This is a genomic window from Pseudomonas sp. Sample_16 (assembly GCF_004307665.1).
Lineage (GTDB): Bacteria > Pseudomonadota > Gammaproteobacteria > Pseudomonadales > Pseudomonadaceae > Aquipseudomonas.
This window is the reverse complement of record NZ_RCOB01000066.1, coordinates 13,666-34,160: the sequence shown is the minus strand read 5'-3', so window position 1 is coordinate 34,160 and position 20,495 is coordinate 13,666. Positions and strand designations below refer to the sequence as shown.

At 58.9% G+C, this 20,495-nt stretch carries 18 protein-coding genes; 7 read left to right on the top strand and 11 right to left on the bottom strand.

From position 1 onward, the window contains the following. The 3 genes from D8U69_RS09305 to gpmI all read right to left on the bottom strand — a co-directional run bounded on the left by D8U69_RS09305 (nucleotide 1) and on the right by gpmI (nucleotide 4,427). Complete coding sequence (locus D8U69_RS09305) at nucleotides 1–1,320, bottom strand: S41 family peptidase (RefSeq protein WP_056852203.1); 1,320 nt, start codon at nucleotides 1,318–1,320, stop codon at nucleotides 1–3. 31 nt (nucleotides 1,321–1,351) lie between these two features. Next, nucleotides 1,352–2,644: a murein hydrolase activator EnvC gene (locus tag D8U69_RS09300; RefSeq protein WP_130907174.1), complete on the bottom strand. Its 1,293-nt coding sequence runs from the start codon at nucleotides 2,642–2,644 to the stop codon at nucleotides 1,352–1,354. A gap of 253 nt (nucleotides 2,645–2,897) precedes the next feature. Next, nucleotides 2,898–4,427, bottom strand: coding sequence for a 2,3-bisphosphoglycerate-independent phosphoglycerate mutase (gene gpmI, locus D8U69_RS09295; RefSeq protein WP_056852205.1), 1,530 nt, complete (start codon nucleotides 4,425–4,427; stop codon nucleotides 2,898–2,900). Between the two features lie 154 nt (nucleotides 4,428–4,581). Between gpmI and D8U69_RS09290 the strand changes: the two genes are divergently transcribed. From D8U69_RS09290 to secB, 3 genes are read left to right on the top strand one after another with little or no spacing between them, the layout of a single operon-like run. Beyond that, nucleotides 4,582–4,995 (top strand): rhodanese-like domain-containing protein, encoded by a 414-nt coding sequence (locus D8U69_RS09290; protein ID WP_056852206.1) that lies wholly within the window; start codon nucleotides 4,582–4,584, stop codon nucleotides 4,993–4,995. A 1-nt stretch (nucleotide 4,996) separates the two neighbouring features. Further along, nucleotides 4,997–5,251: a glutaredoxin 3 gene (grxC, locus tag D8U69_RS09285; RefSeq protein ID WP_008058538.1), complete on the top strand. Its 255-nt coding sequence runs from the start codon at nucleotides 4,997–4,999 to the stop codon at nucleotides 5,249–5,251. 42 nt (nucleotides 5,252–5,293) lie between these two features. Further along, entirely contained in the window at nucleotides 5,294–5,779 is a 486-nt protein-coding gene (secB, locus tag D8U69_RS09280) for a protein-export chaperone SecB (RefSeq protein WP_056852207.1), read from the top strand. 172 nt (nucleotides 5,780–5,951) lie between these two features. Here secB and D8U69_RS09275 read toward each other — a convergent pair whose 3' ends face one another. Further along, entirely contained in the window at nucleotides 5,952–6,407 is a 456-nt protein-coding gene (locus tag D8U69_RS09275; protein ID WP_056852208.1) for a tRNA (cytidine(34)-2'-O)-methyltransferase, read from the bottom strand. Between D8U69_RS09275 and D8U69_RS09270 the strand changes: the two genes are divergently transcribed. Next, nucleotides 6,406–6,846 (top strand): hypothetical protein, encoded by a 441-nt coding sequence (locus D8U69_RS09270; RefSeq protein WP_056852209.1) that lies wholly within the window; start codon nucleotides 6,406–6,408, stop codon nucleotides 6,844–6,846. The genes D8U69_RS09275 and D8U69_RS09270 overlap by 2 nt on opposite strands. Nucleotides 6,847–7,379: 533 nt before the next feature. On the opposite strand, the gene ntrC is transcribed toward D8U69_RS09270, so the two are convergent. From ntrC to glnA, 6 genes are all read right to left on the bottom strand, one after another. Then, nucleotides 7,380–8,816: a nitrogen regulation protein NR(I) gene (gene ntrC, locus D8U69_RS09265; RefSeq protein ID WP_056852210.1), complete on the bottom strand. Its 1,437-nt coding sequence runs from the start codon at nucleotides 8,814–8,816 to the stop codon at nucleotides 7,380–7,382. After that, nucleotides 8,813–9,898 carry a nitrogen regulation protein NR(II) gene (gene glnL, locus D8U69_RS09260; RefSeq protein ID WP_130907173.1) on the bottom strand — a complete coding sequence of 362 codons (1,086 nt, stop codon included), beginning with the start codon at nucleotides 9,896–9,898 and terminating at the stop codon, nucleotides 8,813–8,815. Before glnL ends, ntrC begins: the two co-directional genes overlap by 4 nt. Before the next feature lie 230 nt (nucleotides 9,899–10,128). Further along, nucleotides 10,129–10,743 (bottom strand): DUF4124 domain-containing protein, encoded by a 615-nt coding sequence (locus tag D8U69_RS09255; RefSeq protein WP_130903876.1) that lies wholly within the window; start codon nucleotides 10,741–10,743, stop codon nucleotides 10,129–10,131. Next, the gene (locus tag D8U69_RS09250) at nucleotides 10,740–11,249 is read right to left on the bottom strand and encodes a DUF4124 domain-containing protein (protein ID WP_056852213.1); all 510 of its coding nucleotides are present in this window, start codon (nucleotides 11,247–11,249) and stop codon (nucleotides 10,740–10,742) included. Before D8U69_RS09250 ends, D8U69_RS09255 begins: the two co-directional genes overlap by 4 nt. A gap of 25 nt (nucleotides 11,250–11,274) precedes the next feature. Beyond that, nucleotides 11,275–11,694: a cupin domain-containing protein gene (locus D8U69_RS09245; RefSeq protein WP_056852214.1), complete on the bottom strand. Its 420-nt coding sequence runs from the start codon at nucleotides 11,692–11,694 to the stop codon at nucleotides 11,275–11,277. Between the two features lie 184 nt (nucleotides 11,695–11,878). Then, nucleotides 11,879–13,285, bottom strand: a complete 1,407-nt coding sequence (glnA, locus tag D8U69_RS09240) for a type I glutamate--ammonia ligase (protein ID WP_056852215.1) — start codon at nucleotides 13,283–13,285, stop codon at nucleotides 11,879–11,881. Nucleotides 13,286–13,613: 328 nt separating this feature from the next. Here glnA and thiI point away from each other — a divergent pair, with 328 nt between their 5' ends. Beyond that, nucleotides 13,614–15,068 carry a tRNA uracil 4-sulfurtransferase ThiI gene (thiI, locus tag D8U69_RS09230; protein ID WP_056852216.1) on the top strand — a complete coding sequence of 485 codons (1,455 nt, stop codon included), beginning with the start codon at nucleotides 13,614–13,616 and terminating at the stop codon, nucleotides 15,066–15,068. A 139-nt stretch (nucleotides 15,069–15,207) separates the two neighbouring features. Then, nucleotides 15,208–17,028: a translational GTPase TypA gene (gene typA / locus D8U69_RS09225; protein ID WP_046815270.1), complete on the top strand. Its 1,821-nt coding sequence runs from the start codon at nucleotides 15,208–15,210 to the stop codon at nucleotides 17,026–17,028. Nucleotides 17,029–17,243: 215 nt separating this feature from the next. Here typA and D8U69_RS09220 read toward each other — a convergent pair whose 3' ends face one another. Further along, the gene (locus D8U69_RS09220) at nucleotides 17,244–17,681 is read right to left on the bottom strand and encodes a YkgJ family cysteine cluster protein (RefSeq protein WP_056852217.1); all 438 of its coding nucleotides are present in this window, start codon (nucleotides 17,679–17,681) and stop codon (nucleotides 17,244–17,246) included. A gap of 255 nt (nucleotides 17,682–17,936) precedes the next feature. Here D8U69_RS09220 and D8U69_RS09215 point away from each other — a divergent pair, with 255 nt between their 5' ends. Next, nucleotides 17,937–20,387 (top strand): glycogen/starch/alpha-glucan phosphorylase, encoded by a 2,451-nt coding sequence (locus tag D8U69_RS09215; RefSeq protein WP_056852218.1) that lies wholly within the window; start codon nucleotides 17,937–17,939, stop codon nucleotides 20,385–20,387. The last annotated feature ends 108 nt before the right edge of the window (nucleotides 20,388–20,495 follow it).

Sequence of the window (20,495 nt, the reverse complement as noted above, 5' to 3'; positions counted from 1 at the left end):
TCAGCGGCCGGACGTAATGCTCAGCCCTTTGAGCAGGCTCAGGGCCTGGGCCAACTGGTAATCGTCGTCCTGCGGCATCGGCTTGGTTTTGCCGCCGGAGCTGCTTGGCTTGTCGGCGCCGCCGTTACCATTGCCCAGGTGACCTTGCAGATCGGCTTCCTTGAAGTACTCGCTATCCTGCTCGTTGGTAATCTTGGCTCTGCGCACTTCGATGTCCGGGACGATGCCCTGGGCCTGGATCGAGCGGCCATTAGGCGTGTAATACAGCGCCGTGGTGATTTTCAGAGCGCGGTCGTTGTTCAACGGCAGCACGGTTTGCACCGAGCCTTTGCCGAAACTTGGCGTCCCCATGACCACCGCACGCTTCTGGTCCTGCAGGGCGCCGGCGACAATTTCCGAGGCCGAGGCACTGCCGCCATTGATCAGCACAACCATTGGCACGGCTTCACTTTCATCTTTGCCAGTGGCGTTGAAGCGCAGCTCTGAGTTGGCGATCCGGCCTTTGGTGTAAACGATCAGGCCTTTGGTGATGAAGTGGTCGACGACTTCAACCGCCGACTGCAGCACGCCGCCCGGATTGTTGCGCAGGTCGAGAATGATGCCTTTGAGCTTCTTGCCGTTGTCCTTGCGCAGCTTGGCCAGCGCTTTGGAGACCTCTTCGCCGGTCTTGACCTGGAACTGTGTGATACGGATGTAGCCGTAGCCCGATTCCAGCAACTGGCTCTTCACGCTCTTCACTTGAATGATGGCGCGGGCCAGGGTCACGTCGAACGGCGTGCCACCATCGCGAACCAGGGTCAGGGTGATTTTCTGGCCGATCTTGCCGCGCATCTTGTCCACGGCTTCGGTCATGCTCTGGCCACGGGTTGGCTGGCCGTTGATCTTGACGATGAAATCGCCCGCCTGGATGCCCGCCTTGGAGGCCGGCGTGTCGTCGATTGGCGACACCACTTTGATGAATCCGTCTTCGGCGCCGACTTCGATGCCCAGGCCGCCGAACTCGCCGCTGGTGCTTTCCTGCAACTCGGCGAAGTCTTCAGGCCCGAGATAGGCCGAGTGTGGATCAAGGTTGCTGAGCATGCCCTTGATGGCGTTTTCCAGCAGGGTCTTGTCGTCAATCGGGTCGACATAGGCGGCTTTGATCCGATCCATGACCTCGGCAAAGGTGCGCAACTCTTCCAGCGGCAATGGCGCCTTGGTGGTCGCAGCAGTGCCCGCAGGCGCAACCGCCGGGGCCGGTTGAGCGGCGAACGCCAGAGGCGCGCCGATCACCAGGGCGATCGTCAGGGCCAGCGAGGTAAGGCGGGACAAATGCAGCATGTCGAACGAACTCCTGAATTGGATGGCGCGCTTATCCTTGCGCGCGACACCATTGTGCAGGGTCACTCGGGTGACCCTGCTGACGAATCGCGAAATACAAGGCCGGTGTGTCTTGACCGCCGCTGCTACCTACAGTGGAGATGGATTCACCGGCTTTTACCACGTCACCCGCAGACTTGAGCAGTGTCTGGTTGTGACCATAAAGACTCAAAAAACCGTTGCCATGGTCGAGAATGACCAGCAACCCTGCGCCGCGCAACCAGTCGGCGAACACCACGCGACCGCCATGCACCGCATGCACGGTACTGCCGGCGGAAGCGCCGATCATCACGCCGTCCCACTTGGTCCGGGCGTCGTCGCCACGGCTTTCACCGAAGCGTGCCAACAGTCGACCATCGACAGGCCACGGAAGTTTGCCGCGAGTTGAAGCAAACGGACCGCCAAAGGTTTCGCCGGAGCTTGAGACCAACGCGCCAGGCGTTGATTTAACCGGTTTGCGTGGGGCGTCAGTCTCGTTTGCTTGAGCCTGGGCCTCACGTAAGCGCTTTTTTTCGGCTTCCTGCTGGGCAATCAGCGCTTTTTGTCGCGCTTCTTCTGCCTCACGAGCCTGGCGAGCCAGGGTTTCCTCAATGGTTTTAAGGACTTTAGACAGGTCTGCCTGATCCTGCTCGCGGGCCGCCAGTTTCTGGTCGCGGGCCTTCACGTCGTCATTGAGCTTGGCCAGGACTTGCTGGCGCTCTCGGCGGACTTTGTCCAGCTCGTCGCGCTGGGTGTCGAGGCTGCTTTTCTGTACCAGCAGTTGCGCTTGCTGCATGTCGATGTCTTTTTCGACATTGGCCAGTTGGCGCAGCGTTTCGTTGAAGCTCTTCAACTGTTCCAGGCGGGCCTGGCTCAGGTAGTCGTAATAGGTGAGGGTGCGGGCGAATTTCTCGGGATTCTGCTGGTTGAGCAGCAGCTTCAAATATTCCTGTCGGCCGTTCTGGTAGGCCGCGCGGGCCTGGATGGCGATCAGTCGCTGTTGTTCAGTGCGCGCGCTCTGGAGTTTTTTTTTCTCCGCATCGAGCCGCTGCAGCTCGGCTTCACTTTTCTTCAGCTCTTTTTGCAGGGCTTCGACCTGCTTCTCGAGCTTGCCCATTTCGGTCTCGGTGCCCTTGAGTTCTTTTTGCACCCCGGATTTTTCTTCCTGCAACTTGCCCAGCAGCTTTTTCAGCTCGGCAATGTCCTGACGCGTGGCGTCCAACTGTTGTTGGGTTTGCGCGCGCTCGTCAGCAAAGGCCGGTTGGAGCAGGCAAGTCAGAGCAAGGGCTATCAGGACGCGAAGCATAGAGGCGGGCGACACCAGGGAAAGGGACGGCCTAGTATGCCCGCCATGGGCAGCAAAAAAAATGCCCAATTGGGGCTGTGTGATAACTGGAGAGGGATGTGCGGGAAATTAGTCCTGAAAACCACCAGAAACCACTGTGGGAGCTGGCTTGTCGGGTCGCCGCATCGCAGCGATAGCGGCCTGGCAACAACATGAATGTTTGCTGTCAGATTGCTATCGCTGGCAAGCCAGCTCCCACAGGTATTAATGATGATTAGACGAGAATCGAAGTCCCGGTCATTTCCGCCGGTTTTTCCAGGCCCAGCAGCTTGAGCATGGTCGGTGCCACGTCCGCCAGCACACCACCTTCGCGGACCTTGAGGTCGCGCTTGCCGACATAGATGAACGGCACCGGTTCGGTGGTGTGTGCGGTGTGCGCCTGGCCGGTGGAGGCGTCGGACATTTGCTCGACGTTGCCGTGGTCAGCGGTGATCAGCGCTTCGCCGCCAACCTTTTCCAGCGCCTCGACGATTCGGCCGACGCAAGTGTCCAGGCATTCGACAGCTTTGACCGCCGCTTCGAACACGCCGCTGTGGCCAACCATGTCGCCGTTTGCGTAGTTGACGACGATCACGTCATAGCGCTGGTTTTCGATGGCATCGACAATGCGATCGGTGACTTCGGGTGCGCTCATTTCCGGCTGCAAGTCGTAAGTGGCGACTTTTGGCGACGGAATCAGGATGCGTTCTTCGCCCGGGAACGGTTCTTCGCGGCCGCCGGAGAAGAAGAAGGTCACGTGCGCGTACTTCTCTGTTTCAGCAATGCGCAGCTGGGTCTTGCCGTTTTTCGCCAAATAGTCGCCCAGCACGTTTTCCAGGCTGCCCGCGGCGAAGGCCGATGGCGCAGGAATGCTGGCGGCGTATTGGGTCAGCATGACAAAACCGGCCAGTTTTGGCTGGCGGCTGCGTTCGAATTCCTTGAAATCGTCTTCCACGAACACGCGGGTCAGTTCGCGGGCACGGTCGGCGCGGAAGTTCATGAACACCACCGCATCGCCGTCTTCGACTTTTACCGGTTCGCCAATCGAGGTGGCTTTGACGAATTCGTCGCTCTCGCCACGTTCATACGCAGCTTGCAAGCCTTCCTGGGCGGTGGCGGCGTTGAATTCGCCAGTACCGTCGACAATCAGGTTGTAGGCCTGGGATACGCGGTCCCAACGGTTGTCACGGTCCATCGCGAAATAGCGGCCGATGAGGCTGGCGATACGACCTTTGCCCAGCGCCTGGAAAGTGGCGTCGAGCAGTTCGATCGACGACTGCGCGCTTTTCGGTGGCGTATCACGGCCATCGAGGAACGCGTGCAGGTAGATTTTTTCGGCGCCACGCTTGGCGGCCAGTTCAGCCATGGCCACCAAATGGTCCTGATGGCTGTGAACTCCGCCATCGGACAGCAGACCCATGAAGTGCACGGCTTTGCCGGCGGCGACGGCTTTATCGACGGCAGCGCAGATGGTCGGGTTCTCGAAGAACTCGCCGTCGCGGATCGACTTGGTAACGCGCGTGAAGTCCTGATACACCACGCGGCCGGCGCCGAGGTTCATGTGGCCGACTTCGGAGTTGCCCATCTGGCCATCCGGCAAGCCGACGTCCATGCCGCTGCCCGAGATCAGGCCGTTCGGTACGGTGGCCCACAAGCGGTCCAGCACAGGCTTTTTCGCGGCAAAGATCGCGTTGGATTCAGGGTTGTCGCTGTGACCGAAGCCGTCGAGAATCATCAGGACCAAAGGTTTAGGCGTGGTAGTCATGGAATCCACTCGTGGCTGAGGTAAAAGGGGATGATGGAAAAAGGGAGTCGCAGTTTAAAGCGAAGTTCCTGCCGCGTCACCGCCGGACGGGGTTTGGCCCACCATAGTGGCTGTGTATACTGGCCGACATTTTAACGCCCTGGAACCTCCTTCGATGGTTGCTCACCTGATTGAATTTGCCACTAACCACTACATTCTCGTCGGTATCTTCGTCGTACTGCTGGCCGCGCTGATCGCTTATCAGATGCAGGGCGGCGGCCGTAGCCTGAGCACCGGTGAACTGACCGGCCTGGTCAACAAAGACGCGGGCGTGGTGATCGACATTCGTCCGGCGAAGGATTTTGCCGCCGGTCACATTGTTGGTGCGTTGAACATTCCGCACGACAAACTGACTGCTCGCGTTGGCGAGCTGGAAAAGCACAAGGCCAAGACCATCATTCTGGTCGACGCCATGGGCCAGACTGCGGGCACCCACGCTCGCGAGCTGATGAAAGCCGGTTTCACCGCCGCCAAGCTGTCGGGTGGCGTTTCCAGCTGGAAAGCCGACAATCTGCCGCTGGTGAAGTGATATGAGCAACGTCGTCGTCTACTCCAGCGATTACTGCCCTTATTGCTCCCGAGCCAAGTACCTGCTCGAGAACAAAGGCGTGGCCTTCGAAGAGATCAAGGTCGATGGCAAGCCGCAGGTGCGTGCTGCAATGGCTCAGAAGGCCGGACGTACCTCCGTGCCGCAGATCTGGATCGGCAGCACCCACGTCGGCGGTTGTGACGATTTGTTTGCCCTGGAGCGCGCCGGCAAGCTCGACGCACTGCTCAAGGCCTGAGTTCCATACCTTATAAAAGCCCAAGATCAGAAAGGATCTGAGATGACTGACCAACAGAACACTGCAGCCAGCGAAGAAGAAAACGCACCGCAATTCTCCTTGCAGCGCATCTACGTACGTGACTTGTCCTTCGAAGCCCCGAAAAGCCCGGCGATTTTCCGCCAGCAGTGGGAGCCGAGTGTCGGTCTGGATCTGAACACCCGTCAAAAGGCTCTGGAGAGTGACTTTCACGAAGTCGTACTGACCTTGTCGGTAACCGTGAAGAACGGTGACGAAGTGGCGTTCATCGCCGAAGTGCAACAGGCCGGTATCTTCCTGATCAAGAACCTGGACGACGCTTCGATGAGCCACACCCTGGGTGCGTTCTGCCCGAACATTCTGTTCCCGTACGCTCGCGAAACCCTGGACAGCCTGGTGACCCGCGGTTCGTTCCCGGCACTGATGCTGGCCCCGGTGAACTTCGACGCGCTGTACGCGCAAGAGCTGCAACGCATGCAGGCAGCGGGCGAGACGCCGACCGTTCAGTAAGCGTTCGATGCACTAACGAAAAAAGCGCCATCAAAGGCGCTTTTTTCTTGGGCGGGAGATGATCGTTCCCACGCTCCGCGTGGGAATGCAGCCCGTGACGCTCGGCGTCACTGGACGCGGAGCGTCCCTTGAGGCGTACCCACGCGGAGCGTGGGAACGATCTGTCTCTGCTTTATTTGAAGTCGTTCTGGCGCCAGGCTTCGTACACCGCCACCGCCACGGTATTCGACAGGTTCAGGCTGCGGCAGCCTTCACGCATCGGCAGGCGCAAGCGCTGTTCGGCGGGCAGGGCATCGAGCACGTCGGCGGGCAGGCCACGGCTTTCCGGGCCGAACAGAAAAGCATCACCGGGGACGAAACTGGCATCGTGAAATGGCCGTGAGCCCTTGGTGGTAAAAGCGTACACCCGTGGATGACCGAGGCTTTCCAGGCAGCTGGCAAGGTCCGCGTGGCGCTGCAGGGTGGCATACTCGTGGTAATCGAGGCCAGCCCGGCGCAGGCGCTTGTCGTCCATCTCGAAGCCCAGCGGTTCGATCAAATGCAGGTGGCAGCCACTGTTGGCGCACAGCCTGATAACGTTGCCGGTATTCGGCGGAATTTCTGGTTGGAAAAGGATGACGTGAAACATGCACGGCTCCGAAGGTAAAGATGAGCGGCATTCTACGCCGCAAGCCGACTCGCGTTCGAAACTATTCCCGCGGGTGATGATGTCGCTGGCCATTGTCGGGGTCATGGTGGGGCTGATGATCGGTCGCCTGACCACGCCCGACCCCAGCGTCATGCAGCAAATCGAAGTAAAGGGCGACGCACTGGTGGTGTGGTTCAACAACGAACCCAAGACCCACGGCGAGATCGTCGATGGCAGCGTCGCGTTGTTGTTCGAGGCCGAGGGCAAGGCGCAGCAAGGTCAGCTCAAGCTTAACGACAAGAGCGTGAACTGGCGGGTGCGGTTGAGCGATGGGGGGTTGTTGCTGACGGTGGTGGCGGCCCGTCCCCTGCAGGGTGAGTGGGCCGGTAGCGAGGTCGATGACCGCTGGCGGCTGGAGGTCCATCTCCGGGAGCAATAAAAGAGGGAATCCCCGGCCTGCCTGTACCAAGGTCCCCAAAACGGGAGGGTTCGCGCATGGCGTCGTGAACCCGGTGTAAAGAGGGAATCCCCGGCCTGCCTGTACCAAGGACCCCAAAACGGGATGGGCTCGTCGCTTGGTGCGGTGTGAGCCCGGTGTAAAGAGGGGAATCCCCGGCCTGCCTGTACCAAGGTCCCCGAAACTGGGTAGTGGTCTGAACCACTGAATGGACTATTGCAGGGGGCATGCCAGGTTTTCATAAGTTGAAACAAAAAGCCCTGTCGTGATGTGCAAAGCCCCGTAATCCGGGGCTTTTGTATTTTTTCGGCAGGTCTTCGATTGCGAACGCAGACGGGATTTCAGGGCAGTCACAGTGCGCGATTGCGGTTCACGGTGCATTGCGGCGGTGCATCCGGCCCCTAAAAGCATCGCGGGCAAGCCTCGCTCCTACGGGGCCTGAATGGCAGTAATCCCGTAGGAGCGAGGCTTGCCCGCGAATGGAGCTCAAGAGCGATGAAAATCAAGCGGTGAAACTAGCCCTCATCCCCCTCATCATCATCCCCGCCATCGACCTTCATGCCCAATTCCTTGATTTTGCGAGTCAGGGTGTTGCGCCCCCAACCCAGCAATACGGCGGCATCACGGCGACGGCCAGCGGTGTGTTTGAGGGCTGTTTCGATCATGATGCGCTCGAAGGCCGGAACGGCGCTGTCGAGCAGGCTCGACTGACCGCGTGCCAATGCCTGGTCGGCCCACTGGCGCAGTGCTTGCTCCCAGTTGGTCACTGGCGCCGAATCCTGCGGCAGGCTCAGCAGCTCAGGTGGCAGGTCGCCGATATGCACTTCGCGGCCCGAAGCCATGACCGTGATCCAGCGGCAAGTGTTCTCCAGCTGACGCACGTTGCCCGGCCACGGCAGATTCTTCAGGTATTCCTCGGTTTCGCTCTTGAGCAGCTTTGGTTCCACGGCAAGTTCTTGCGCGGCACGGCTGAGGAAGTGCTTGGCCAGGGTCGGGATGTCTTCGCGGCGGTCCGACAGGCGCGGGATATGGATGCGGATTACATTGAGGCGGTGGAACAAGTCCTCACGGAATTTCCCGGCGTGCACCAGGGTTTCCAGATTCTGGTGAGTGGCGGCGATGATGCGCACATCAACCTTGACCGGCACATGACCGCCAACGCGATAGAACTCGCCATCGGCCAGTACGCGCAGCAAGCGGGTCTGGGTGTCGGCCGGCATGTCGCCGATTTCATCGAGGAACAGCGTGCCGCCATCAGCCTGCTCGAAGCGGCCGCGACGCAGGTTGGCGGCGCCGGTGAACGCGCCTTTCTCATGACCGAACAGTTCCGACTCCATCAGGTCTTTCGGGATCGCCGCCATGTTCAGCGCAATGAACGGCGATGCCGCACGAGGGCTGTGACGATGCAGGGCGTGGGCCACCAGTTCCTTGCCGGTACCCGACTCGCCGTTGATCAACACAGTGATGTTGGAGTGGCTCAAGCGGCCGATGGCGCGAAACACTTCCTGCATCGCCGGTGCTTCGCCGATGATTTCCGGGGTGCGGGTCAGGGTCGGAGCGACTTCCAGGCCTTGTTGCTCCTGGGCGTGCTGGTTGGCGCGCTTGACCAGGGAGACGGCTTCATCGACATCGAACGGCTTGGGCAGGTACTCGAAGGCACCGCCCTGGTAGGACGCGACAGCGCTGTCCAGATCGGAGTGCGCGGTCATGATGATCACTGGCAGCCGCGGGTGCTGTTCGCGAATCCGCGCCAGAAGGTCCAGGCCACTGGCGCCGGGCATGCGGATGTCGGAGATGATCACGTCCGGCTGCTGGCGCGCCAGGCGGCTCATCACGCCATCGGCGCTGTCAAAGCTCTGCGTGGTCATGCCTTCCTGTTGCAAGGCTTTTTCCAGGACCCAACGGATAGAACGGTCGTCATCGACGATCCACACGGTTTCACTACGGCTCATGTCGATGTGGCTCCTTGTTCCAGTGGCAGAAAGATCGAGAACGTGGTGTGGCCGGGGTGGCTGTCACACTCGATCAGGCCCTGGTGCTGGCTGATGATGTTCTGGGTAATGGCCAGGCCCAGCCCGGTACCGTCCGGACGGCCGCTGACCATGGGGAAGAAAATGGTTTCCTGGAGTTCCGCAGGAATGCCCGGGCCGTTGTCGATGATTTCGATCTTGGTCACCAGGCGATGGCGCACGTGGCCGATGGTGAACTGACGCATGGCACGGGTACGCAGGCTGATGCGGCCCAGGCGCAGCTCGTTCTGGCTACTGATGGCCTGCATTGCGTTACGCACGATGTTCAGCACGGCCTGGATCATTTGTTCGCGGTCGATCAGCACGTCGGGGATGCTTGGGTCATAGTCGCGCACCAATGTGATGCAGCCTTGGCTTTCGGCCTCGACCAGATGGCAGACGCGCTCCAGAACTTCGTGGATGTTGCACATGGCCAGCGAGGGCAGCTTGTTGGAACCGAGCATGCGATCGACCAGGTTTCGCAGGCGGTCAGCTTCCTCGATGATCACATTGGTGTAATCGCGCAGGCTTTCTTCCGGCAGTTCGCGGGCCAGCAATTGCGCCGCGCCACGAATGCCGCCCAGCGGATTCTTGATTTCGTGGGCCAGGCCGCGCACCAGCATCTTGCTGGTTTCCTGCTTCGACAGTTGCGCCTCTTCCTTGGTGATGCGCAGCAGGCGATCGCGGGGATGTACCTCGAGCAGTAATAACGTATCGCCATTGCTGAGGATCGGTGTGACCGCGTAATCGACCGTCAGGGTCTGGCCGGTGAGGGCGGTGAGCATCGCTTCGCGCTTGGTGAACGGGTGCGCCTGCTGCACGGCCTGACGCAACGAATTGAGCGCCTCGGTGGATTCGGTGAACAACTCGCTGATGAACTGCCCATGGCTGCGCTGGCCGCTGATGGCCAGCAGCATTTCCGCCGCCGGGTTCATGTACTCAAGGCGCAATTCGGCATCGAGCAGGATGGTCGCGGTGGTGAGGTTGTCGAGTAGCAAACGGTGGAGTGCGTCGCTAATGGTCATCGGGACCTCTTTTAGGGCAAAGCATGCGCAAGAAAAAAGCGCTGACGCGAGGAAAATGCAAAAACCAAACCAAGGCTCCGAAAAGAAGCGTGGATCGCCCGAAATGGGCGTTCGGCGCTCGATTGAGTGGCGCTCTGCCACCTTCGGCGAGTAGTTTCGAACCAAAATGGGTTGGAATTTGGCGAAGGTGCAACCAATCGCACCAATATAGTGCGCAAACCTGAGCCAATTTAGAAGAAGCGTAAAAACGGACTTTTTTCTTCGACTGGCTTCTCGGCAAGCGGGCATTCCGGCCGTTGGCCATAGTCATCGATTGCGCACGGTTTGACCTTGCGCTTTTGCGCCAGGGACATGCGCTGCATGTGGAAAGGCTGATTGGCGGTACGTTCAACGGTTCGGCCGTGTTCGTCGAGGACCTCCACGGACAGCTGGTGGGTGCCGCGGTCGATGTTGGTCAGCGGGAATACCGGGCTGATACCGGGCTCGGCCGTGGGTTGGCCATCGAGCAATAAGCGGTAGCGATGGCCTTTTTGCAGGCCTGGCTCACTGGTGATACTGACGATGATTTCGCCAGCAGTGCTGCGTACAGTGGCATCGGGCTCCGGCACCAGAATGCGCAGCAGGTCATAGTGGAACAGAGGTTTTTGCTCTGGATTCTTTGCGCTGCGCGCTGGTGCGGAGTCTGGGACGGCCATTCGGTTACTGGTTGCCAGCGGGACACGCTTGGCATTGCCGGGTCTGGGCTGATCGGTAAAGACCCGATTGCCTTGGGCGTCGATGTAAGTAAACACCTGCGCCGAAGCGGGCAAGGCCAACAGCAGGCCGATCAGCAACCAACCCTTCAAGGCTTGTGCACCCGTTGCACGGTAAACGTCACACTGGGACTTTGCTGGACCACGGTTTCCCCGTCTATTACTTGCACCGCCAGGCTGTGCAGGCCGCGGTCGATGTTCACCAGTTGCAGGATCGGCACATTGCCGGGCTGACCGTAGGGTTGGTCATCCAGGACCAGTCTGAACAGGTGCGGGCCTTGCAATCGCGGTTTGATCAACACATTGACGGTGAAGGTGCCGTTGTTCGCGCGCAGGGCTTCGGTGGTGGGCAGGCCAGTCAGCTCCAGTACTTCGTAGGCATTGCGCGATTGCTCGTCCGTATTGGTTGGCGTGGTTGACCCCGGAGCTGTCTGGGGTTCAACGCTGTTGAGTGGCGGCAGCTCGACCGGCTGGGCCGGTACTCCGTCGGGCGGTTGATTGCTGTACGCGGTATTGCCATCCGCATCGGTGTATTTGTAGATCTGGGCCACCACGGGAAAAGCCAAAGGCAGCAGCAAAAGCATAAAAAGTGGCCGCATTCAGCCTCCCTGTGGGCAGCGAGAATTACTCCGACAATGGAATTCCTTGGCTGCCAGCATAGAACACAATCAGTTCTACCGGCTTGTCACCGGTTTTTCCACGATGCGTGGTGTCGACCATTTCAGCCAGCGCCTCGCCCTGTTTGAAGTGCTGGACCAAGCCATTGTCCTTGCCCTCAACCGTCAACTCGCCCGCGAGAATGTAGGCCGCGTTGGGGATTGGATGAGTATGCCAGTCGAGTTCAGTGTTGGCCGGTATCTTGAGTTTGAGCAGTGTCAGTTCAGGGGCGGCTGCGGGGTAGCGAGTGTAGGGGGTGTTGTCCCAGGAGGTGCTGCTTTGCAGGAGAATTTTCCGTTCGATGCCTGCCGGTTGCGATGCCGGGCTGCAGCCCAGCAATGCAGTAGTCAAGGTGGCGAGCAGGGGAGTCAGCAGGTAGGTCTTCATTGTTTTATCCGTTGAGTTCGGGCAAGACGGAGCAGGCTACGAACAACTTGAGCGGATTGATGCCGGACGATGCTGTGAATGTCCGAGGAGAAGGGGATAACCGCTGTCGGAAAATGACCAAAAAAAAGAGGCCTCCCGAAGGAGGCCTCTTTTTAGTCACGCCGCTTGCGCAGGCGCTACCGGATCAGCAGCTGTAGTACAGCTCGTATTCCAGTGGGTGTACGAAGGTGCGGACCTTGATTTCTTCTTCGCTTTTCAGAGCGATGTAAGCGTCGATGAAGTCGTCGGAGAAAACGCCGCCTTTGGTCAGGAACGCACGACCTTTGTCCAGCTCTTCCAGGGCTTCTTTCAGGCTGCCGCAAACTTGTGGGATCTCTTTCGCCTCTTCAGGCGGCAGGTCGTACAGGTTTTTGTCAGCTGCATCGCCAGGGTGGATCTTGTTCTGGATGCCGTCCAGGCCAGCCATCAGCAGTGCTGCGAAAGCCAGGTACGGGTTGGCAGCCGGATCCGGGAAGCGTGCTTCGATACGACGGGCTTTAGGGCTCGACACGTAAGGAATACGGATCGAAGCGGAACGGTTACGGGCCGAGTAGGCCAGCATTACCGGGGCTTCGAAACCTGGAACCAGACGCTTGTAGGAGTTGGTCGCCGGGTTGGTGAAGCCGTTCAGGGCCTTACCGTGCTTGATGATGCCGCCAATGAAGTACAGAGCGGTGTCGGACAGACCGGCATAGCCTTCGCCTGCGAAGGTGTTCTTGCCATCCTTCCAGATGGACATGTGTACGTGCATGCCCGAGCCGTTGTCGCCGTACAGAGGCTTAGGCATGAAGGTAGCGGTACGGCCGTAGGCGTCAGCAACGTTGTGCACAACGTATTTCAGGGTTTGGGTTTCGTCGGCTTTCTTCACCAGGGTGTTGAACTTGACGCCGATTTCGTTCTGGCCGGCAGTTGCCACTTCGTGGTGGTGAACTTCGACGGTCAGGCCCATTTCTTCCAGTGCGTTGCACATGGAGGTACGGATTTCGTGGTCGTGGTCGAACGGTGGAACCGGGAAGTAGCCGCCTTTGACGCCAGGACGGTGGCCCTTGTTACCGCCTTCGATGTCCTGGTCGGACATCCAGGAACCTTGTTCGGAGTAGATCTTGAACATGGAGCCGGAAATGTCGGACTTGAACTTCACTTGGTCGAAGATGAAGAACTCTGGCTCTGGACCGGCGAATACGGTGTCGCCGATACCGGTGGCTTTCAGGTGCTCTTCAGCGCGCTTGGCGATCGCACGTGGGTCGCGATCGTAGCCTTGCATGCTCGAAGGTTCGATGATGTCGCAGACCAGGATCAGGGTCGGCTCTTCGGTGAACGGGTCGAGAACGGCGGTGGAGTCGTCCGGCATCAGGATCATGTCGGAGGCTTCGATGCCTTTCCAGCCGGAGATGGAAGAGCCGTCGAACATCTTGCCGACTTCGAAGAAGTCTTCATCCAGCGCATCGCGAGCCGGCATGGTCACGTGGTGCTGAGTGCCTTTGGTGTCTGTGAAGCGCAGATCAATCCACTTGACGTCATGATCTTTGATGAGTTGAACCGACTTCGACATAGTGTCCTCCGGGTGGCTTAGGGCTGGTAGTGGATGCCCTTAAATGTTTGTGATGCCGGCGCGAATACTCTGCCAAGGCAACCTGCCTCACAAGGGAGCAAATTGCATGCCAGTGCCCCACCATGGGTTTTTTGCCCCAAATTCACGCTTATAAAGGTGCAAGGCGCCTGAAAGAACAAATTATCGCCCTACAATGTGGCGCCTAAAGCTAAAAATGACCTCTTTTGGTGCGGGCAAAACCTTCTGCACATTAACTGGTTAAACCTTGAGCAATTTCCGCTATAATCCGCGCCCCCCTTTTTCGGCAGGCCCTGCGCGCGCTGTTTCCATGAAATTAATCGTAAAAGTCTTCCCCGAGATCACCATCAAGAGCCGCCCGGTACGGATGCGTTTCATCCGCCAATTGGCCAAGAACATCCGTGCCGTGCTCCGCGATCTGGACCCGGCCGTGGTGGTGAACGGCGTGTGGGACAACCTCGAGCTGGAAACCCGCGTCAGCGACCCCAAGGCCCTGAAAGAGATGGGCGAGCGTCTGAGCTGCATGCCGGGCATCGCACACTTCCTGCAAATCGACGAGTACCCGCTGGGGGATTTCGACGACATCGTTGAAAAGTGCAAGCAGCACTACGGCGATGCGCTGGCCGGGAAGATTTTTTCGGTGCGTTGCAAGCGCGCGGGCAAGCACCCGTTCAGCTCGATCGACATCGAGAAATACGTCGGCAGCCAGTTGCGTCGTCAGTGTGGTGCCGCCGGAATCGACCTGAAAAAGCCTGAAATCGAAGTTCGCATCGAAGTTCGCGACCAACGGTTGTTTGTGATCCACAGCCAGCACAACGGCATCGGCGGTTATCCGCTGGGCGCGTTGGAGCAGACGCTGGTGCTGATGTCCGGTGGCTTCGATTCCACTGTTGCGGCTTACCAGATCATGCGACGCGGCCTGATGGCCCACTTCTGCTTCTTTAATCTGGGCGGGCGTGCCCACGAACTGGGCGTCATGGAAGTCGCGCATTTCATCTGGAAGAAGTACGGCAGCTCCCAACGCGTGTTATTTGTCAGTGTGCCGTTCGAAGAAGTGCTGGGAGAAATTCTCGGCAAAGTCGATAACAGTCATATGGGCGTAGTATTGAAGCGTATGATGTTGCGCGCTTCGTCCCAAATTGCCGATCGACTGCACATTGATGCGCTGGTGACCGGCGAGGCGATCTCCCAGGTATCGAGCCAGACATTGCCGAACCTGAGCGTGATCGACTGCGTGACCGACAAGCTCGTCTTGCGACCGCTCATCGCCAGCCACAAGCAGGACATCATCGATCTGGCCAACGAAATCGGCACCGCCGATTTCGCCCGGCACATGCCGGAATACTGCGGCGTCATCTCGGTCAACCCGAAGACCGCAGCCAAGCGCCATCGCGTCGAGCATGAAGAGAAAGAATTCGATATGGCGGTACTCGAGCGAGCGCTCGAAAACGCCAAACTGGTGCCGATCGATCGCGTGATCGATGAATTGGGCCAGGATTTGCAAATTGAAGAAGTCAGCGAAGCGCTGGCCGGTCAGATCGTCATCGATATCCGTCACCCGGACGCCGCTGAAGACGACCCGCTGGATCTCGCTGGCATCGAGGTACAAACGATGCCGTTTTATGCACTGAACGCTCGTTTCAAGGAACTGGACCCTACTCGCCAGTACCTGCTTTATTGCGACAAAGGCGTGATGAGTCGCCTGCATGCCCACCATTTGCTCAGTGAGGGGCATGCCAATGTGCGCGTTTATCGACCGAGCTAAGTGCCCGGGGCTGTTTGCCTGTGGCTTGCGTCACCGGCCCCCCGACGCCGCCGTCAAGCTGTAACGGCAAGGCCTGACTCTACTGTAAATCGCTGCCAAGACTTGTCAGCGCACCGAATCCTCTGATCGAGATACACAAGTGATCGAAAATCTACGCAACATCGCCATCATTGCTCACGTTGACCATGGTAAGACCACCCTGGTAGACAAACTCTTGCGTCAATCCGGCACTCTGGAGCGCAACGAGCTCAACGACGAGCGCGTGATGGACTCCAACGACCAGGAAAAAGAGCGCGGTATTACCATTCTGGCGAAAAACACCGCCATCAACTGGAACGGCTACCACATCAACATCGTGGACACCCCGGGCCACGCCGACTTCGGCGGCGAAGTTGAACGCGTAATGTCGATGGTTGACTCCGTTCTGCTGCTGGTTGACGCTCAAGACGGCCCTATGCCGCAAACCCGTTTCGTGACCAAGAAGGCTTTCGAAGCCGGCCTGCGTCCGATCGTGTGCATCAACAAGGTTGACCGTCCAGGCGCGCGTCCGGACTGGGTTCTGGACCAGATCTTCGATCTGTTCGACAACCTGGGTGCCACCGAAGAACAGCTGGACTTCAAAGTCGTCTACGCCTCGGCCCTGAACGGTATTGCCGGTCTGGACCACAACGAAATGGCTGAAGACATGACCCCGCTGTACCAGTCGATCGTCGACAACGTACCGGCGCCGGCTGTTGACCGTGACGGTCCGTTCCAGATGCAGATCTCCGCACTGGACTACAACAGCTTCCTGGGTGTTATCGGTGTTGGCCGTATCGCTCGTGGTCGCATCAAGCCGAACTCCCCGGTTGTTGCTATCGGCGCCGACGGCAAGAAGCGTAACGGTCGTATCCTGAAGCTGATGGGTCACCACGGTCTGCACCGTGTAGACGTTGAAGAAGCTGCTGCAGGCGACATCGTGTGCATCAGCGGTATGGACTCGCTGTTCATCTCCGACACCCTGTGCCACCCGGACACCGTTGAAGCGATGAAGCCGTTGACCGTCGACGAGCCAACCGTTTCCATGACCTTCCAGGTAAACGACTCGCCATTCTGCGGTAAAGAAGGCAAGTTCGTGACTTCCCGTAACATCAAGGAACGTCTGGACAAAGAGCTGCTGTACAACGTTGCACTGCGCGTTGAAGAAGGCGACTCGGCTGACAAGTTCAAGGTTTCCGGCCGTGGTGAGCTGCACCTCTCGGTACTGATCGAAACCATGCGTCGCGAAGGCTTCGAAATGGCTGTAGGCCGTCCGGAAGTGATCATCCGTCTGGTTGACGGCGTGAAGCACGAACCGTTCGAAAACGTCACCATCGACCTGCCGGAAGAATCCCAGGGCAAGGTGATGGAAGAGATGGGCCTGCGTAAAGGCGACCTGACCAACATGGTGCCGGATGGCAAGGGCCGTGTACGTCTGGAATACAACATCCCTGCTCGTGGTCTGATCGGTTTCCGTAACCAGTTCCTGACCCTGACCAACGGTGCTGGCATCCTGACCTCGATCTTCGACCGTTACGACGTGATGAAGTCCGGCGACATGTCCGGCCGTCAGAACGGCGTTCTGGTTTCGGTTGAAACCGGCAAGGCGCTGACCTACTCCCTGGAAACCCTGCAGGCACGTGGCAAGCTGTTCGTAGAACACGGTCAGGAAATCTACAACGGTCAGATCGTTGGTCTGAACAGCCGTGACAACGACCTGGGCGTTAACCCTACCAAGGGCAAGAAGCTCGACAACATGCGTGCTTCGGGTAAAGACGAAACCATCGCTCTGGTTCCACCTGTTCGCTTCACCCTGGAACAGGCTCTGGAATTCATCCAGGACGACGAGCTGTGTGAAGTGACGCCTAAGTCCATCCGTCTTCGCAAGAAGATCCTGGACGAAAGCGAGCGTACCCGCGCTGCCAAGAAAGCCAAGGCATAAGATTTAGCCCGGCTTGACGAAAACGCCCCCGGTCGAAAGGCCGGGGGCGTTTTTGTTTGTCCGGGATATGTGTGGTGTTTTGCTGGCCCCATCGCTGGCAAGCCAGCTCCCACACGATTTGAGTCGTACATGAAATTTGTGTACGACAACAATCACTGTGGGAGCTGGCTTGCCAGCGATGGCGGCCGATCAGCCGCCAAAAAAATCAGGAACTATCAGAACCGCTCGATCGACCGCGAATTCTGCTCGCGCACCACTTCCTTGGGCTTGTAAGCGCAATACCCTGGCCGCGGGCCGATTTTCGGGTGGTTGCGGCAGGTATCCGGGCGCTTTTCATAAATAGTGCACAGACGGCTCTTGCGATCCAGGTACAGGCAATCGTTGTTGCTCATGCGCTGGAGGGTGAAGATTCCCGACTTCTGGTTAAAACGCTCGACCAGACCTTCCTTTTGCAGGCGCTTGGCGATGTTCTTCGGCGGATCACCCATCTCGAACTCATCGACCACGCCGATACGGATCAGATCCTTGATCTTGACCTCGACCGGCAGGGTGCAGCAGCTGGATATGCACGAACCGCACATGGGGGCAGAATATTTTGCCCAGGTATCGAGTCGGTCGATCTCCGCGGCGGCGATCAGGTTGGGCTTCATCATCGGTTGTTACCAGCGTGTGCATCAGGGCGCGCGATCATACCGGGACTGGTGGATTTTTGAACAACCTTTCGCCAGATTTTTTCATCGGCGTGCGGCGAACCGCTAATCCGGCACGGCCCCTGCATTGATTCCGGTACACGACAATGTATTGCCGATCTGTTTCGCACTTGCGGGAAAAACTGCCGAACCAGAGCCTCTACCACCTGTCAGACCGTCTAGGCTCAGACAACTCAACGCTCGCTCGAGGTCCTATCGATGACTCAAGAACCACTTGTTCGCGAAGCAGAGGTGGCCGCATTCCGCGACGCCGTCTTGACCAAACTCACCTATGCGGTGGGCAAAGACCCGGATCACGCCTTCGACCACGACTGGTTCGAAGCCATTGCCCTGGCAGCGCGTGATCACATGGTCGAGCACTGGATGGACCACACGCGTCAGATTTATCGCAAAGGTCAGAAGCGCGTTTACTACCTCTCCCTGGAATTTCTCATCGGTCGCTTGCTCTACGACAGCCTGAGCAACCTTGGCCTGCTCGACGTCGCGCGCGAGGCCCTGACCGAACTCGGCGTCGACCTCGAGCGCATCCGCCTGCTGGAGCCCGATGCCGCGCTGGGCAACGGGGGCCTCGGTCGTCTGGCGGCGTGCTTCATGGAAAGCATGTCGACCCTGGGCATCGCCGGTCATGGCTACGGCATTCGCTATGAACACGGCCTGTTCCGTCAGGCGATTGTCGACGGCTGGCAGCAGGAGCAAACCGAACACTGGCTGGATTTCGGCAACCCTTGGGAGTTCGAGCGTCCGGAGGTGGTATATCCGATCGGTTTTGGTGGCAGCGTCGAGACCGTGACCGATGAAAGTGGCAAGTCCAAGCAAGTCTGGCACCCGGCGGAAACCGTGCGGGCCATTGCCTACGACACACCCGTGGTCGGCTGGCGAGGAGCGAGCGTGAACACCCTGCGACTGTGGCGCGCACGGGCCATGGAAGACTTGCACCTTGAGCGTTTCAACGCCGGTGACCACCTTGGCGCAGTGGCCGAAGTGGCCCGCGCCGAGAGTATCTCCCGCGTGCTGTATCCGGCGGACAGCACCGAAGCCGGCCAGGAACTGCGTCTGCGTCAGGAATACTTCTTTGTCGCGGCATCATTGCAGGACTTGCTGCGTCGCCATCGCAACATGCACACCTCGGTACTGACCCTGGGGGATCATGCGGCGATCCAGCTCAATGACACGCACCCATCGATTGCCGTTGCCGAGCTGATGCGCCAATTGGTCGACGTCTACGACGTGGCCTGGGATGCCGCCTGGCAGGTTACGGTCGACACGCTGTCCTACACCAATCACACGCTGCTGCCCGAAGCGCTGGAAACCTGGCCGGTGGGGTTGATGGAGCGCATGCTGCCACGTCACATGCAGATCATTTACCTGATCAATGCCCAGCACATCGATTCGTTGCGCGCCAAAGGCATTCACGATTTCGACGTGCTGCGCGCGGTGTCGCTGATCGAAGAAGACAATGGCCGCCGGGTACGCATGGGCAATCTGGCGTTCCTGGGCTCCCACAGCGTCAATGGCGTGTCCGGTTTGCACACGCAACTGATGCGCAAAACGGTGTTCTCCGAGCTGCACAAGCTCTACCCGGAGCGGATCAACAACAAAACCAACGGCATTACCTTCCGCCGCTGGCTTTATCAGGCCAACTCCGAGCTGACCTCGATGCTGGTCGATGCACTCGGCCCGGATCTGCTGGATAACCCCGAAGCGCGATTGCTCGATCTTGAGCCGTTCGCCGAAAAAACCGCGTTCCGCAAGGCGTTTGCCGAGCAGCGTTTGCACAGCAAAAAAGCCCTGGCGTATCTCATTCACGAACGGCTGGGCGTGGCGGTCAACCCGGCGGCGATGTTCGATGTGCAGGTCAAACGGATCCACGAGTACAAGCGCCAGTTGCTCAACCTGCTGCACACCGTGGCGTTGTACCAGGCGATTCGCGCCGAGCCGGAAATCGATTGGGTACCGCGGGTGAAGATCTTCGCCGGTAAGGCGGCGGCCAGTTATCACCAGGCCAAGCTGATCATCAAGCTGACCAACGACATCGCCCGGGTGGTGAACAACGATCCGACCGTGCGTGGCTTGCTCAAAGTAGTGTTCCTGCCCAATTACAACGTCAGCCTCGCCGAGAGCATCATTCCGGCGGCTGACTTGTCCGAACAGATCTCCACCGCCGGTTTCGAGGCGTCGGGCACCAGCAACATGAAATTCGGCCTCAACGGTGCGCTGACCATCGGCACGCTGGACGGCGCCAACGTGGAGATGTGCGAGCGCATCGGCGCCGAGCATATGTTCATCTTCGGGCTCAGCGCGCAGCAGGTGGAAGCGCGCAAGCAAAACCACGAGTTCAGTGCAGTGCCGGACATCGCTGCGTCTCACCGGCTCAACGATGTGCTGCAAGCGATTCGTAGCGGGGTGTTCTCGCCGGATGATCCGTCGCGGTACAGCGGGCTGATCGATTCGCTGGTGGATTACGACCGTTTCCTGGTCTGCGCCGATTTCGATTCCTACTGGAACGCGCAGATGCGGGTCGAAGCCCATTGGCACGATTCCAAGGAGTGGTGGCGTTCGGCGGTGTTGAACACCTCGCGGATGGGCTGGTTCTCGTCTGACCGGACGATTCGCGAGTACGCCACGGATATCTGGAAAGCGCTGGAGTAAGTCTTCGGTCGGATCGATATACTGACGCGCCGCAAAAGATCGCAGCCTTCGGCAGCTCCTGCAAAATCGCGAATTAAAGCGTTTTTGCAGGAGCTGCCGAAGGCTGCG

What these genes read in the sequence shown, in the direction of transcription:
- D8U69_RS09305 (WP_056852203.1), bottom strand. Translation starts at nt 1,320, where the DNA reads ATGCTGCATTTGTCCCGCCTTACCTCGCTGGCCCTGACGATCGCCCTG.
- D8U69_RS09300 (WP_130907174.1), bottom strand. Translation starts at nt 2,644, where the DNA reads ATGCTTCGCGTCCTGATAGCCCTTGCTCTGACTTGCCTGCTCCAACCG.
- gpmI (WP_056852205.1), bottom strand. Translation starts at nt 4,427, where the DNA reads ATGACTACCACGCCTAAACCTTTGGTCCTGATGATTCTCGACGGCTTC.
- D8U69_RS09290 (WP_056852206.1), top strand. Translation starts at nt 4,582, where the DNA reads ATGGTTGCTCACCTGATTGAATTTGCCACTAACCACTACATTCTCGTC.
- grxC (WP_008058538.1), top strand. Translation starts at nt 4,997, where the DNA reads ATGAGCAACGTCGTCGTCTACTCCAGCGATTACTGCCCTTATTGCTCC.
- secB (WP_056852207.1), top strand. Translation starts at nt 5,294, where the DNA reads ATGACTGACCAACAGAACACTGCAGCCAGCGAAGAAGAAAACGCACCG.
- D8U69_RS09270 (WP_056852209.1), top strand. Translation starts at nt 6,406, where the DNA reads ATGCACGGCTCCGAAGGTAAAGATGAGCGGCATTCTACGCCGCAAGCC.
- D8U69_RS09275 (WP_056852208.1), bottom strand. Translation starts at nt 6,407, where the DNA reads ATGTTTCACGTCATCCTTTTCCAACCAGAAATTCCGCCGAATACCGGC.
- ntrC (WP_056852210.1), bottom strand. Translation starts at nt 8,816, where the DNA reads ATGAGCCGTAGTGAAACCGTGTGGATCGTCGATGACGACCGTTCTATC.
- glnL (WP_130907173.1), bottom strand. Translation starts at nt 9,898, where the DNA reads ATGACCATTAGCGACGCACTCCACCGTTTGCTACTCGACAACCTCACC.
- D8U69_RS09250 (WP_056852213.1), bottom strand. Translation starts at nt 11,249, where the DNA reads ATGCGGCCACTTTTTATGCTTTTGCTGCTGCCTTTGGCTTTTCCCGTG.
- D8U69_RS09245 (WP_056852214.1), bottom strand. Translation starts at nt 11,694, where the DNA reads ATGAAGACCTACCTGCTGACTCCCCTGCTCGCCACCTTGACTACTGCA.
- glnA (WP_056852215.1), bottom strand. Translation starts at nt 13,285, where the DNA reads ATGTCGAAGTCGGTTCAACTCATCAAAGATCATGACGTCAAGTGGATT.
- thiI (WP_056852216.1), top strand. Translation starts at nt 13,614, where the DNA reads ATGAAATTAATCGTAAAAGTCTTCCCCGAGATCACCATCAAGAGCCGC.
- D8U69_RS09220 (WP_056852217.1), bottom strand. Translation starts at nt 17,681, where the DNA reads ATGATGAAGCCCAACCTGATCGCCGCCGCGGAGATCGACCGACTCGAT.
- D8U69_RS09215 (WP_056852218.1), top strand. Translation starts at nt 17,937, where the DNA reads ATGACTCAAGAACCACTTGTTCGCGAAGCAGAGGTGGCCGCATTCCGC.